Below are 13132 nucleotides of genomic sequence, written 5' to 3' on the forward strand. Positions count from 1 at the left end.
GTCGGGCCCGCACGACCGTGCGGGCCCGACCCACGTGCCGGCTACACCCCCGCAGCCTCCAGTACCTCCGCCTCCTCGGGCTCCCGGGACTCACTCTTCGCCGCCCGCTTCTTGGCCCGTCGCTCCTTGCGGAGCTCCAGCATCGCGTAAAGCGTCGGGACCAGGAGGAGGGTGAGGAGCGTCGATGTGATCAAGCCGCCGATCACGACCACCGCCAGTGGCTGAGCGATGAAGCCGCCCTCGCCCGTGACGCCCAGGGCCATGGGGAGGAGGGCGAAGATCGTCGCCAGGGCCGTCATGAGGATCGGGCGGAGGCGGTGGCGGCCGCCTTCGACCACGGCTTCCACGACGCCGTAACCCTGCTTGCGGTACTGGTTGATCAGATCGATCAGCACGATCGCGTTCGTCACCACGATGCCGATGAGCATCAGCATGCCGATCATCGCGGGGACGCCCATCGGGGTGCCCGTGGCGACCAGCAGGCCGATCGCGCCCGTCGCCGCGAAGGGGATGGACACCAGGAGGATCAGGGGCTGAGCGAGCGAGCGGAACGTTGCCACCAGCAGCATGAAGACGATCGCGATCGCCGCCAGCATCGCCAGGCCCAGGTTCTTGAACGCGCTGTCCTGGTCGGACGTGACGCCGCCGATCTCGGCCGTGGCGCCCGCCGGGAGCTTCAGTGCCTTGATCTTGGACTGGAGCCTGGTGCTGACCGCGCCCGTGTTGTCGCCCGTCGGCTTCGCGGTGATGGCGGCGGCTCGCCGGCCGTCGATGCGGGTCATGGACACCGGGCCGTCGACCAGTTGCACCGTGGCGATGTCACCCAGCCTCACCGGGCCCAGCTGCAGGTTCTTCAGTTGGGCCAGCGTCGTCGCCGGGGTCGCCGACCTGACGACGACGTCGCGCTCGGTGTCGTCCAGGATCGCCTTGGCTGCCGTGGTGCCCTTCACCGCTTCGGCCACCGCCGCGCCCAGGGTCTGGTCGTTGAAACCGGCCGCCGCGGCGCGGGAGTCGGCCTTGACCGAGATGCGCGGCACGCTCTGCGCGAGGTCGCTGGTGACGTCCGTGACGTGGTCGAGGCCGGCCACTGCGGTGCGCACCTGCTCCGAGGCCCTGCGCAGGACGTTTCCGTCGGCCGCCTTCACCACGACGCTCAGGTCCTGGTTGCCGAAGCCGGCACCGGCCGAGACCGTCGTCGTGCCGATGCCGGAGAGCTTCTTCAGACCCGACTCGATGTCGCCCTGGACGTCCGTGGCCGACGCGTCGTCCTTCAGCATCACCTGGTACGACGCGTGGCTGGCTGCCGTGCTGCCGCCGAAGGCCGCCATGAAGCCGGACGAGCCGACCGTCACCTGGTAGTCCCTGACGCCCTTCACCGAGGAGAGCAGCCGCTCGACCTTCTTCGCCTGCTCGTCGGTCGCGGCCAGGCTGGTGCCCGGCTTCAACTCCTGCTTGACGGTGAGGACCTCCTGCTCGCCCTGGTCGAAGAAGTTGGTCTTCAGAAGGGGCGCCATACCGAAGGTGCCCACCAGGATCACGACCGCCAGCAGCACGCTGGTGAGGCGGCGACGGGTCGCGAAGCGCAGGACAGGGACGTAGAAGCGCTGGAGGCGGCTCTTCGCCTCCTTCAGCTCGGCCTTGCGGCGGGTCTCTTCCGCGTCCTGCGGTGTGCCCTTCGGGGCGCGCAGGAACCAGTACGACAGGACCGGGACGACCGTCAGGGACACGACGAGCGACGCCAGCAGGGCCGCCGTCACCGTCAGGCTGAACGGGCCGAACAGCTGGCCCACCATGCCGCCGACCAGGCCGATCGGCAGGAAGACGGCGACCGTGGTGAGGGTCGAGGACGTCACCGCGCCGGCCACCTCGCGGACGGCGTTCAGGATCGCCGCCTGGCGCTCCTCGCCGTAGCCGAGGTGCCGCTTGATGTTCTCCAGGACCACGATCGAGTCGTCGACGACCCGGCCGATGGCGATCGTCAGGGCGCCGAGCGTCAGCATGTTGAGCGAGAGGTCGCGCGTCCACAGGACGATCAGGGCCAGGACGACGGAGAGCGGAATGCTCACCGCCGTGACCAGGGTCGAGCGGACCGAGGCCAGGAAGACCAGGATCACGAGGACCGCGAAGAGCAGGCCGAGCCCGCCCTCGGTGGTCAGGCCGCTGATGGCCTTCGAGACCGCGGGGCCCTGGTCGCTGACGACCGTGATCTTCGTGCCGGAGCCCAGGTCCTTGCGGAGGGCCGGAAGTCTGTCCTTGACCGCGTTCGAGATGGCGACCGCGCTGCCGTCGTGGTCCATGGTGACCGTGACGGCGAGGGAGGGCTTGCCGTCGGTGCGGGTGATGGAGTCGGCGGGGGCCTGCTGCTGCGTGACGGTGGCCACGTCGCCCAGGCGGACCGGCTGTACCCGCTGCTTGACCGGGGCCGAAGCGACCTGGCCCGTGACCATCAGATCCTTGATCTGGGCGAGCGAGGTGTAGCCGCCGCCGACCTGGATGGTGCGGTTGCTGCCGCCCTCGTCGAAGGAGCCGGCCGGGACGGTCACGCCGCCCGCCTGCAGGGCCTGGGAGACCGCCTGCGTGGTCAGGCCCGTCTTCGCCAGCTTCCTGTCGTCCGGCGTGACGGTGACCTGCAGGTCCCGTACGCCGTCGACCGCGACCCGGCCCACGCCGTCGATGTTTTTGAGGTCCGGCACGACGGTGTCGTCGAGCTGGTCGGCGAGGGCCTGCTGGTCCTTGCCGGAGGTGACGGCGAGGACGACGGTCGGCATGTCGTCGGTGGAACCGGCGACGACCTGTGGGTCGATGCCGTCCGGGAGCTGGGCGCGGGACCGGTTGACGGCCTGCTGGACGTCGGCGACGAGCTGCTTGGTGTCGTTGCCGTAGTCGAAGGACGCCATGATCACGGCGTTGCCCTCACTGGCCGTGGAGGTGACACCCGAAACGCCGTCCACGGCATCGAGGTTGTTCTCGATGGGCTCCACGACCTGCTTCTCGACGACGTCCGGGGACGCGCCCTGGTACGGCGCGAGGACGGACACCACGGGCAGCTCGATGGAGGGCAGCAGCTGCTGCTTGAGCTGGGGTATCGCGATCGCCCCGAAAGCGAGCGCGATGACGGACACCAGCCCGATCAGGGCACGTTGCGCGAGGCTGAATCTGGACAGCCAGGACATGGGTCAGGGGTCTCTCTTCTGTAAGCAGCAGATGAGCGGCAGATGAGCGGCACAAGGGCGGCGAAGGGGCAGACAAGGCAAACGCCGGCGCACAGGTGAGCGCCCGCCCCTTCACCCTGAGCCATCGACGGGCGCTGATCCGTAGGCCCCAGGTCCATTTCCTTATGCGGCGCATACTCCGGCCGCAGTACGGCCGCCTTGAGCTCACTCCACCCTTGGGCGTACCAGCCCGGACTCGTACGCGATCACGACCAGTTGCGCCCGGTCGCGAGCGCCCAGCTTGGCCATGGCCCGGTTGACGTGGGTCTTCACCGTGAGCGGGCTGACCTCCAGGCGTTCGGCTATCTCGTCGTTGGAGTGGCCGCCGGCGACCTGGACCAGGACCTCGCGCTCGCGCACGGTGAGCGCCTCCAGGCGTTCGGTACGGGCGGGGTCGCGGCCGTCGTCCGCGTCGCCCTGGGCGAGGAAGCGGGCGATCAGGCCCTTGGTGGCGGCCGGGGAGAGCAGGGCCTCGCCGCCGGCCGCGATCCGGATCGCGGTCAGCAGCTCCTCCGGCTCGCTGCCCTTGCCGAGGAAGCCGGATGCGCCCGCCCTCAGGGACTGCACGACGTAGTCGTCGACCTCGAAGGTGGTGAGGATGACGATGCGGACGTGGGCGAGGGCGGGGTCGGTGCTGATCATGCGGGTGGCGGCGAGGCCGTCGGTGCCGGGCATACGGATGTCCATCAGCACGACGTCGGCCCGCTCCTCCTTGGCCAGCCGTACCGCCTGAGCGCCGTCGGACGCCTCGCCGACGACCTCCATGTCGGGCTCGGAGTCGACGAGTACGCGGAAGGCGCTGCGCAGCAGCGCCTGGTCGTCGGCGAGCAGGACGCGGATGGTCATGCGGTTCCCCCCGGAGTGGCCGTACGGGTCTTGACCGGCAGGATCGCATGGACGCGGAAACCGCCGCCGTAGCGGGGGCCGGTGGTGAGGGTGCCGCGCAGAGCGGTGACGCGCTCGCGCATGCCGAGCAGGCCGTGGCCGCCGCCGCTCTCGGAGGCGTCGTCCTCGCCGGAGCCGTTGTCGAGGACGGTGATCTCCACGTTCGGGCCGACGCGTACGACGCTGACCTCGGCCTTCGCCTCCGTACCGGCGTGTTTCTGGACGTTGGTGAGGGCTTCCTGGATGACGCGGTACGCGGCCAGGCCGACGGCGGCGGGGAGGGTGGTGCCGTTGTCGGCGCGGGCCACCTCGACATGCAGACCGGCGCTGCGGAAGGTGCCGACGAGTTCGTCGAGGCGGTCCAGGCCGGGGGCGGGTTCGGTGGGGGCCTCGGGGTCGCCGGACTGGCGCAACAGGCCGACCGTGGCGCGGAGTTCGTTCAGTGCGGAGCGGCTGGCCTCACGGACGTGGGCGAGGGCCTCCTTGGCCTGGTCGGGGCGCTTGTCCATGACGTGCGCGGCGACGCCCGCCTGGACGTTGACCAGGGCGATGTGGTGGGCGACGACGTCGTGCAGGTCGCGGGCGATACGGAGGCGTTCCTCGGCGACCCGGCGGCGGGCCTCCTCCTCACGGGTGCGTTCGGCTCGCTCGGCGCGTTCGCGGATGGCCTGGACGAAGGCGCGGCGGCTGCGGACGGCGTCGCCCGCGGTGGCTCCGATGCCGGTCCAGGCGAAGATGGCGAGGTTCTCCTGGGCGTACCACGGCAGGGGCCCGAACAGCATGGACGCGCCGGTGAGGACCGTCATCGTGAGCAGGCCGAGGCGCCAGGTGGTGGGGCGGTCGGTGCTGGCGGCGACGGTGAAGAGGGCGATGACCGCGGACATCGCGACGGGGGCGCGGGGGTCGCCGACGACGCACTCGACGAGGGAGACGGTGCCGGTGAGGGCGAGGACCGTTCGGGGAGCGCGGCGGCGGAATACCAGCGCGAGGGCGCCGAGGACCATCAGCACGAGGGCGAGGGCGTCGGGGGTGCGGACGCCCCAGGTGACGCCGTTCCTGCCGTGCGGGTCCACGAAGGAGCCGGCCACCATGCAGACCAGTACGCCGGCCGCCAGGCTCGCGTCCAGTGCGAGGGGGTGCGCCTTCAGGCGACATCTTGTGCGTTCCAGCTTGCCGCTCACGTTTGAACAGTACGGGGCGGTTGTCCCGGCCGGAACTGGTGGTGGGTGCACGCTGCCGTGCCGGTGCCGGGGGCTGCCGCCCCCAGACCCCCGCTTCGGCCCTGAGGGGCCTCGTCCTCAAACGCCGGACGAGCTGAAAGACGCGGACCGGCGGCGAGAACGCTCCGCCCCCGGCGGGCGGGTGGGGGATCGGGATGGCAGTCCCTGGTGCTCAAACGCCGGACAGGCTGACGGACGCGGCCCGACGCCACAAAGGCGCCGCCCGGCGGAAGGAAGCAGACCCGTGACCGGCGGAGCCGTCAGCCCGGGATCAAGCCGTCGTCCCTCAGCAGATCCCGGACCTCCTCCAAGGTGGCGTCCTGAGACGGCAGGATCAGCTCCGACGGTTCCAGGGAGTCGTCCGGCAGCGGGGCGCCCAGTTCGCGGACCTTGGCCAGGAGGGCCTCCAGGGTGCGGCGGAAGCCGGGGCCGTCGCCCTTCTCCATTTCCTGCAGGAGTACGTCGTCGAGCTTGTTGAGTTCGGTGAGGTGGCTGTCCGCCAGCCTCACCTGCCCCTCCCCCATGATCCGTACGATCATGTCGCCCATGTAGGCCTCCTAGGCGTGGCCCCTACTGCTTGTCGAAGCGTGGGGTGTCCTGCGGCTGCTGCTGGGACTGAGACTGCCCTGTGCCGCCCTCGATCGCCTGCTGGGACGAGCCTCCGGCCAGCTCCGCCTTCATGCGCTGCAGTTCAAGCTCCACGTCCGAGCCACCGGAGATCCGGTCCAGCTCGGCCTGGATCTCGTCCTTGTGCATGCCGGACTGGTCGTCCAGGGCACCCGAGGCGAGGAGCTCGTCGATCGCGCCGGCGCGGGCCTGGAGCTGGGCGGTCTTGTCCTCGGCGCGCTGGATCGCCAGGCCCACGTCGCCCATTTCCTCCGAGATTCCGGAGAAGGCCTCGCCGATGCGGGTCTGCGCCTGGGCGGCCGTGTACGTCGCCTTGATCGTCTCCTTCTTCGTACGGAAGGCGTCGACCTTGGCCTGGAGCCGCTGGGCCGCCAGGGTGAGCTTCTCCTCCTCGCCCTGGAGCGTCGCGTGCTGCGTCTCGAGATCGGTGACCTGCTGCTGGAGCGCGGCGCGGCGGGACAGCGCCTCGCGGGCGAGGTCCTCACGGCCGAGCGCGAGCGCCTTGCGGCCCTGGTCCTCCAGCTTGGTGGACTGGCCCTGCAGCTGGTTCAGCTGGAGTTCCAGGCGCTTGCGGGACGTCGCCACGTCGGCGACGCCCCGGCGCACCTTCTGAAGCAGCTCCAGCTGCTTCTGGTACGAGTAATCGAGGGTTTCGCGCGGGTCCTCGGCCCGGTCAAGGGCCTTGTTCGCCTTCGCGCGGAAGATCATCCCCATACGCTTCATGACACCGCTCATGGGCTTCGCGCGCCCCCTTCTGACGGACTTCCAGCTCCAGCTCTGCGACAGAACCCACAGTACGGGCCCTGCATCCATTGACGCACTGTTCGGGGACGGATGTGCTCATCCCCAAGGACGACTGCAACCGCTCCCGCTCCGGCGTAGGGAGTAGGTGTCCCCCCAAGGAGACCCCCGTGGACCCCGGGGCCGGAAGCATGTGCAACGTCCCCTCTGTCCCTTACATGACGACTGGCGTTGCCGGATCGTTCCCCGCGGGGCTGGGGTCCAACCCCGGCCACCCCGTACCCTTGGGTTTTGTGTTCCGTAGCCGTGCCAAGGAAGAGAAGGCAGCCGTCGCCGCCAAGGCGTCGCTGACCGACTCCAAGCAGCCCCGTGACCCGCAGGCCAAGAAGGGTCGGCCCACGCCCAAGCGCAGTGAGGCCCAGTCCCAGCGCCGCAGCGTCGCCAACACCTCGATGACCCGCAAGGACGCCTCCAAGCGCCAGCGCGACGAGCGCCGTGCGCAGCTGGAGCGGCAGCGCCAGGCGCTGGCCGGCGGTGACGAGCGGTATCTGCCCGCCCGTGACAAGGGCCCGGTGCGGAAGTTCGCCCGCGACTGGATCGACTCGCGGTTGAACGTGGCGGAGTTCTTCCTGCCCATGGCCGTGGTCATCCTCGTGCTGAGCGTGGTGCGGGTGGGCGCGCTGCAGAGCATCGCGCTGCTGCTGTGGCTCGTCGTGATCGTGCTGATCGTGCTCGACGCGGTCGTCAGCGCCTTCCGGCTGAAGAAGGCGCTCGCCGAGCGCTTCCCGGAGCAGAACACGAAGGGCGCCACCCGGTACGCCCTGATGCGCTCCCTCCAGATGCGCCGGCTCCGGCTGCCGAAGCCGCAGGTCAAGCGCGGAGAGCGGCCCTGAGCACTACGTCGTTCTCCGGGGGCGCGGCGGATTCCTGGCTGGCGAAGCTGGGTGGGCTGCGGAACGCCGTACGACAGGAGCTGGTGGCCCGGCAGCTCGACGAGCAGATAGCGGGTCGGTTCCCGGTCGGGCAGCGGCTGCGGGTGCTCGATGTCGGCATGGGCCAGGGCACGCAGGCGCTGCGGCTGGCGCGCGCGGGGCATCAGGTCACCGGGCTGGAGCAGGACTCCACGATGGTCGCAGTCGCGCGCGAGGCCCTTTCCGTCGAGCCCGAGGGCATCCGGGAGCGGGTGCGGATCATCGAGGGTGACGGCCGGGACACCGGGGTGCACTTCCTGCCGGGCAGCTTCGACGTGGTGCTGTGCCACGGCGTGCTGATGTACGTCGAGCAGCCGGATCCGCTGCTGGCCGGGCTGGCCCGGATGCTCGCCCAGGGCGGGCTGCTGTCACTGCTCGTCCGCAACGGCGACGCGCTGGCGATGCGGCCGGGACTGTCCGGCGACTGGGCCGACGCGCTGGACGCCTTCGACACCGTGTCGTACACGAACCGGCTGGGGCTCGACGTGCGGGCCGACCGGCTGGAGGTGCTGACGGCGACGCTCGCCGGGATCGCCGCGCCGCTGCACGCCTGGTACGGGGTGCGGGTGTTCACTGACACCGCGGCGGACGGGGCGGAGATCCCGGCCGACGTGGAGACCCTGCTCGCGGTCGAAGAGCGGGCCGGGCGGACGGACCCGTACCGGGGGGTGGCGGCTTTGCTGCACCTGTGCGGGGTGCGCGGCTGAGTGCCGCGGGCTGTGCCTGTGTGCTGCTCCGCCGCGCTGGGCCGCTTTTCGTCTGCGGCGCAGTTGTGGCTGGTCGCGCAGTTCCCCGCGCCCGTGAAGGGCTTCCGAACCGCACCGGATCTCGGCGAGGGCGCTTGGCGCAGGCCGCCGCCCGTTCGGGCGCCTATCGCAAGCCGGGCGTTCATCCCGAAGTGAGACTCGGGGCATGGACGTCACCCGTTCCCGTGCCCTTCGTCTGCTCGGCGTCGCCGCGCTCTGCTGTGCGCTCGCGCCCGTCGCGGGCTGCTCCGGTGGCGGTTCCTCCGGCGAGCAGGAGAAGACGACCGCACAGGCAGCGCAGCCCGCGCAGGCCGTCGCTCCCATGTCGGGCAACGACCTGCAGAACGCCTACCAGAGGGTGATCAAGGACGTTCTGCCGTCGGTCGTGCAGATCCAGGCCGGCAGCGATCTGGGGTCGGGGATCGTGTACGACGACAAGGGCAGCATCGTCACCAACGCGCATGTCGTCGGGGACTCGAAGACCTTCAAGGTGACGACCGTCAACAGCGAGGACGTGCTGACCGCCGGGCTCGTCTACTCGTACCCGGACCAGGACCTCGCCGTCATCAAGCTGGACAAGGTGCCGAGCGGGCTGAAGGCGGCCGCCTTCGCGGACTCCTCGAAGGCGCAGGTCGGGCAGATCGTGCTGGCGATGGGCTCGCCGCTCGGGCTGTCGTCCAGCGTGACGCAGGGCATCGTGTCGGCGACCGGGCGGACCGTGAGCGAGGGCCGTACCGACGGGGGCACGGGCGCGACCATCGCCAACATGGTGCAGACGTCCGCGGCCATCAACCCGGGCAACAGCGGCGGCGCCCTCGTCAACCTCGACGGGCAGGTCATCGGCATCCCCACGCTGGCCGCCACCGACCCCGCCCTCGGCAACGGCGCGGCCCCGGGGATCGGGTTCGCGATCCCCTCGTCGATGGTGAGGACGGTCGCCGACCAGATCATCAGGAGCGGCAAGGTGACCGACTCGGGGCGGGCCGCGCTCGGCATCACCGGCCGTACGGTCGTCGACAGCGGTTACCAGGCCGCGGGGGTCGCCGTGGTCGCCGTGAAGAGCGGCGGGGCGGCCGACAAGGCGGGCATCGTGGCCGGGGACGTCATCACCGGGCTGGGCGACACGGCCGTCACCACCATCACGTCCCTGGCCGAGGCACTGGCGGCGCAGAAGCCGGGTGACAGGACGTCGGTGACGTTCACCCGGAACGGGGGTCAGAAGAAGGTCGAAGTGACGCTGGGCGAGCAGTGAGACGAGGGGGGAGGGGGCGGCCGGATCACGGCCGCCCCCTCCCCCCTTCCATACCGCCCGCGTCCGTACCGCCTACGCCTCTTCGGCGTGCAGGCTCATCGGCCCGTAGATCTCCGCCGAGTCCTCGAACAGCCGCACCTGGTCGGCGCCGCCGTCCTGCAGGGCCTTCCAGTGCTCCCCGATCCAGGACTCCGCGTCCCCCTGCGTGGTGAACTCCTCGGGCTGGACCGCGGGCTGGACCTCCGCCCCGTCGGTCTTCTCGAACCGCCACGTCCATGACGCCATGTACGCCTCCCGTGTCTGAAGCACCTGCAGAGCAGGAGGCGGATCTTGGTCCGCCTCCTGCCAGAAGCCTAGTCGGATGGGCGGCACCTGCGCAGACACGCGAAAATCACTTCCGTGGAAGTGACTCTGCTCGGCACCGGTGCCCCCGCGGGCCTGCCCCGCCCCGACTGTCCCTGCGCCGTCTGCGCGACCGCCCTCGGGGCGGACGCCCGTGCGGCGACCGCGGTGCTCGTGGACGGGACCCTGCTGCTAGATCTGACGCCGGGCGCGGCGTTCGCGGCGGCGCGGTCCGGGCATTCGCTCGGCGGCGTACGGCAGGTGCTGTTGTCGCATCCGCACGCCGGGCCCGTGGTCGAGGTGCCGGCCGGGCTGCCGCAGCCCGGGCGGGTGCCGGACGGGCGGGAGTCGGCGCTGCTGACGGGGCATCGGGTGCGGGCGGTGGCGATGGACGGGCCGGGCACGGGGTACGCGGTGACCGGTCCGACCGGGCAGCGGCTGCTGTATCTGCCGCCGGGGGGTGCGCCGGCCGGGCTGGACCACAACGGGGCCGTGGTCTGTGACATGGTGCTGGCCGATGTCGTGGGGCGGCCGGACGCGCTGGCCAGGCTGCGGGCGGTCGGCGCCGTCGGCCCGACCACGGATGTCGTCGCCGTCCATCTCGACCACGACGTGCCGCCGGGGCCCGAGTTGCGGCGGCGACTCGCCGCCGCGGGGGCGCGGGCCGTGCCGGACGGGGCGACGCTGACGGTGGGGGTGTACGAGGACGTGCCGGACGTGCCGCGGCGGACGCTGGTGCTGGGCGGGGCACGGTCCGGGAAGTCGGTGGAGGCCGAACGGCGCCTGGAGGCCTTTCCGGAGGTGCTGTACGTGGCGACGGGCGGCTCGCGGAACGGGGACACGGAGTGGGCGTCCCGGGTGGCCGTCCACCGGGAGCGGCGGCCGGGGTCCTGGCGGACGGCCGAGACCTGCGATCTGGTGCCGCTGCTGGCGGCCGACGGCCCGCCGCTGCTCGTCGACTGTCTGTCGCTGTGGCTGACGGACGCGATGGACTCTGTCGGCGCGTGGGACGACGTGGAGTGGGCCGACGGCGGGGAACGGGCCCTGCGGGAGCGGGTGCGGGAGCTGACGGACGCGGTGCGGGCAACCCGGCGGACCGTGGTCGCCGTGTCCAACGAGGTCGGCTCGGGGATCGTGCCGGCCACCGCTTCCGGGCGCCGGTACCGCGACGAACTCGGGCGGCTGAACGCGGCGTTCGCCGGGGAGTGCGAGCAGGTGGTGCTGGTGGTGGCGGGGCAGGCGCTGGTGCTACGGGGCTGACCTCGCCGCGCGTCCGATGCGGCGCGCGACGAGGCGGTGGGTGTACGGGAACTCGCCGAGGAGGTGGCGGCTCGTCGCGACGACCGGGCAGTTCCAGGAGTCGAGTTGGGCCCGCAGGGCGTTCGACCGGGTTGCCGGAGCCTCCACGAGCAGCAGGCCGCCTCGGCGGACGAGCGTGAGGGCCGCGCGGAGTTCGGCGCGGAGGTCCGGGACGGGTGAGCGGTCCTGGAGGAGTGTGACGACGTCGTAGCGGGCGCGCAGGATCGTGGTGATGTGCGGGTCCGTCACGTGTCCCACGAAGGCCTCCTCGACGCGCTCGGCGTGGCAGGCGTACGACACGCGCGGGGTGGGGTCGAGGCCGTCGAAGGAGGTGTAGGGGAAGAGTTCGCGTGCCGCCCCGGGGAAGTGGGCGTCGCCCGTGCCCACGTCCAGCCAGCTCTCCGGTTCGGGCAGGAGCCGCAGGACCGCGCGGGCCGTCGAGTGGTACCGGCGCCGCTCACGAGCGCTGACGTGGGTGCTCAGGGCTGTCATGGCGGCTCCCGGAGGCGTAGGACAATCCGCTGCAAAACGGAACGTATGGGATCCATATCCCGGGAGCAAAGACGTCACGCACGCGTGGTGACCATGTGGCGCTGTCCCGTTCGACCGGTGCCGGTACTGTTCGGCGAATGAGCTCGCTTAATCTCGACGACTTCACCGATCTGATCGAGCGCCCCGACGGCGGGGTGCGGCGCGACGCCGAGGCGCGCAGGGAGCGTCAGATCGTGCCGCCCGGGTCGCTGGGCCGCCTCGACGACCTGGGTGAGTGGCTGTCGGCGGCACAGTCCGCCGTGCCGGTGCGGCCGATCGAACGGCCCCGGGTGGTGCTCTTCGCCGGTGACCACGCAGTCGCCGAACTGGGCGTCTCGGCAAGGCCCGCGGGGACCGCCGACCAGCTGGTGCGGGAGGTCCTGGAGGGCGGCCGGCCGGTGTCGGTGCTCGCCCGGCGGCTGGGTGTCCCGGTGCGGATCGTCGACATGGCGCTGGACTGCGACCCCGACACACTCCCCGACGAGGTCGTACGGCACCGGGTGCGGCGCGGCAGCGGACGTATCGACCGCGAGGACGCGCTGACGGCCGAGGAGGCCGAGGCCGCGTTCCGCGCCGGTGTCGCGGTGGCCGACGAGGAGGCCGACTCCGGTACGGATCTGGTGGTGCTCGGCGATGTGAGCGTGGGCGGGACGACCGCGGCGGGTGTGCTGATCGCCGCGCTGTGCGGGACCGACGCCTCCGTCGTCACCGGTCGGGGTGGGCTCGCCATCGACGACCTGGCCTGGATGCGCAAGTGCGGGGCGATCCGGGACGCGCTGCGCCGGGCCCGTCCGGTGCTGGGCGACCAGCTGCAGCTGCTGGCCACTGTGGGCGGGGCCGACCTCGCCGCGATCACGGGCTTTCTGCTGCAGAGCGCGGTGCGGAAGATGCCGGTGGTCCTGGACGGGGTCGTGACGGCCGCCTGCGCCCTGGTGGGGCAGCGGATCGCGTTCCGGGCGCCGGACTGGTGGCTGGCCGCGCACGACAGCGGGGAGCCGGGACAGGCGAAGGCGCTGGACCGGATGGCGCTGGAGCCGCTGCTCTCGCACGGGGTCACCGTGGGTGAGGGTGCGGGGGCGCTGCTGGCGCTGCCGCTGGTGCAGGCCGCCGCGGCGCTGGCCGCTGAGCTGCCGGAGAAGCCGCAGGTCTCCGGGGTACCTGAGAAGGATGAACCCAAGGATGAATCCGCGGCTGACGTCGACACGAAGGAGGAGACCGAGTAGGCCGCAGGAGGGGCCGAAAGTCGACAGAACCGCAGACAAAAGGTGGATGGGTTCATCAAGACATCGCCCATATGATCCTCACT

General features: G+C 71.3%; 12 protein-coding genes. 5 read left to right on the forward strand and 7 right to left on the reverse strand.

The window, feature by feature from the left end; all coding sequences use genetic code 11:
* Positions 1 to 41: 41 nt before the first annotated feature.
* From LJ657_RS11110 to LJ657_RS11130, 5 genes are all read right to left on the reverse strand, one after another.
* Complete coding sequence (locus tag LJ657_RS11110; protein ID WP_232648270.1) at positions 42 to 3173, reverse strand: efflux RND transporter permease subunit; 3132 nt, start codon at positions 3171 to 3173, stop codon at positions 42 to 44.
* Between the two features lie 204 nt (positions 3174 to 3377).
* Positions 3378 to 4058 carry a response regulator gene (locus tag LJ657_RS11115; RefSeq protein WP_232648271.1) on the reverse strand — a complete coding sequence of 227 codons (681 nt, stop codon included), beginning with the start codon at positions 4056 to 4058 and terminating at the stop codon, positions 3378 to 3380.
* Positions 4055 to 5278, reverse strand: coding sequence for a sensor histidine kinase (locus LJ657_RS11120; RefSeq protein ID WP_232648272.1), 1224 nt, complete (start codon positions 5276 to 5278; stop codon positions 4055 to 4057). Before LJ657_RS11120 ends, LJ657_RS11115 begins: the two co-directional genes overlap by 4 nt.
* 299 nt (positions 5279 to 5577) lie before the next feature.
* On the reverse strand, positions 5578 to 5856 hold the full coding sequence (pspAA, locus tag LJ657_RS11125; RefSeq protein WP_232648425.1) for a PspA-associated protein PspAA: 279 nt from the start codon (positions 5854 to 5856) through the stop codon (positions 5578 to 5580).
* A gap of 31 nt (positions 5857 to 5887) precedes the next feature.
* Complete coding sequence (locus LJ657_RS11130) at positions 5888 to 6652, reverse strand: PspA/IM30 family protein (protein ID WP_232648426.1); 765 nt, start codon at positions 6650 to 6652, stop codon at positions 5888 to 5890.
* 251 nt (positions 6653 to 6903) lie between these two features.
* Here LJ657_RS11130 and LJ657_RS11135 point away from each other — a divergent pair, with 251 nt between their 5' ends.
* From LJ657_RS11135 to LJ657_RS11145, 3 genes are all read left to right on the forward strand, one after another.
* A complete protein-coding gene (locus LJ657_RS11135; protein ID WP_232648273.1) occupies positions 6904 to 7578 on the forward strand; it encodes a DUF3043 domain-containing protein in 675 nt (224 codons plus the stop codon).
* 83 nt (positions 7579 to 7661) lie between these two features.
* A complete protein-coding gene (locus tag LJ657_RS11140) occupies positions 7662 to 8363 on the forward strand; it encodes a class I SAM-dependent methyltransferase (RefSeq protein WP_232648274.1) in 702 nt (233 codons plus the stop codon).
* A gap of 205 nt (positions 8364 to 8568) precedes the next feature.
* Complete coding sequence (locus tag LJ657_RS11145; protein WP_232648275.1) at positions 8569 to 9654, forward strand: S1C family serine protease; 1086 nt, start codon at positions 8569 to 8571, stop codon at positions 9652 to 9654.
* A 72-nt stretch (positions 9655 to 9726) separates the two neighbouring features.
* Here the strand turns inward: LJ657_RS11145 and LJ657_RS11150 are convergent, their stop codons facing one another.
* Positions 9727 to 9939 carry a hypothetical protein gene (locus tag LJ657_RS11150; RefSeq protein WP_232648276.1) on the reverse strand — a complete coding sequence of 71 codons (213 nt, stop codon included), beginning with the start codon at positions 9937 to 9939 and terminating at the stop codon, positions 9727 to 9729.
* A 114-nt stretch (positions 9940 to 10053) separates the two neighbouring features.
* Here LJ657_RS11150 and LJ657_RS11155 point away from each other — a divergent pair, with 114 nt between their 5' ends.
* Positions 10054 to 11256, forward strand: a complete 1203-nt coding sequence (locus LJ657_RS11155; RefSeq protein ID WP_232648277.1) for a bifunctional adenosylcobinamide kinase/adenosylcobinamide-phosphate guanylyltransferase — start codon at positions 10054 to 10056, stop codon at positions 11254 to 11256.
* Here the strand turns inward: LJ657_RS11155 and LJ657_RS11160 are convergent.
* The gene (locus LJ657_RS11160) at positions 11245 to 11787 is read right to left on the reverse strand and encodes a methyltransferase domain-containing protein (RefSeq protein WP_232648278.1); all 543 of its coding nucleotides are present in this window, start codon (positions 11785 to 11787) and stop codon (positions 11245 to 11247) included. The two genes, LJ657_RS11155 and LJ657_RS11160, sit on opposite strands and share 12 nt — an antisense overlap.
* A gap of 137 nt (positions 11788 to 11924) precedes the next feature.
* Here LJ657_RS11160 and cobT point away from each other — a divergent pair, with 137 nt between their 5' ends.
* The gene (gene cobT, locus LJ657_RS11165) at positions 11925 to 13049 is read left to right on the forward strand and encodes a nicotinate-nucleotide--dimethylbenzimidazole phosphoribosyltransferase (RefSeq protein ID WP_232648279.1); all 1125 of its coding nucleotides are present in this window, start codon (positions 11925 to 11927) and stop codon (positions 13047 to 13049) included.
* The last annotated feature ends 83 nt before the right edge of the window (positions 13050 to 13132 follow it).

Source organism: Streptomyces guryensis (assembly GCF_021261325.1).
Lineage (GTDB): Bacteria > Actinomycetota > Actinomycetes > Streptomycetales > Streptomycetaceae > Streptomyces > Streptomyces guryensis.

What these genes read in the sequence shown, in the direction of transcription:
- LJ657_RS11130 (WP_232648426.1), bottom strand. Translation starts at nt 6,652, where the DNA reads ATGATCTTCCGCGCGAAGGCGAACAAGGCCCTTGACCGGGCCGAGGAC.
- LJ657_RS11150 (WP_232648276.1), bottom strand. Translation starts at nt 9,939, where the DNA reads ATGGCGTCATGGACGTGGCGGTTCGAGAAGACCGACGGGGCGGAGGTC.
- LJ657_RS11115 (WP_232648271.1), bottom strand. Translation starts at nt 4,058, where the DNA reads ATGACCATCCGCGTCCTGCTCGCCGACGACCAGGCGCTGCTGCGCAGC.
- LJ657_RS11110 (WP_232648270.1), bottom strand. Translation starts at nt 3,173, where the DNA reads ATGTCCTGGCTGTCCAGATTCAGCCTCGCGCAACGTGCCCTGATCGGG.
- cobT (WP_232648279.1), top strand. Translation starts at nt 11,925, where the DNA reads ATGAGCTCGCTTAATCTCGACGACTTCACCGATCTGATCGAGCGCCCC.
- pspAA (WP_232648425.1), bottom strand. Translation starts at nt 5,856, where the DNA reads ATGATCGTACGGATCATGGGGGAGGGGCAGGTGAGGCTGGCGGACAGC.
- LJ657_RS11145 (WP_232648275.1), top strand. Translation starts at nt 8,569, where the DNA reads ATGGACGTCACCCGTTCCCGTGCCCTTCGTCTGCTCGGCGTCGCCGCG.
- LJ657_RS11160 (WP_232648278.1), bottom strand. Translation starts at nt 11,787, where the DNA reads ATGACAGCCCTGAGCACCCACGTCAGCGCTCGTGAGCGGCGCCGGTAC.
- LJ657_RS11135 (WP_232648273.1), top strand. Translation starts at nt 6,904, where the DNA reads ATGACGACTGGCGTTGCCGGATCGTTCCCCGCGGGGCTGGGGTCCAAC.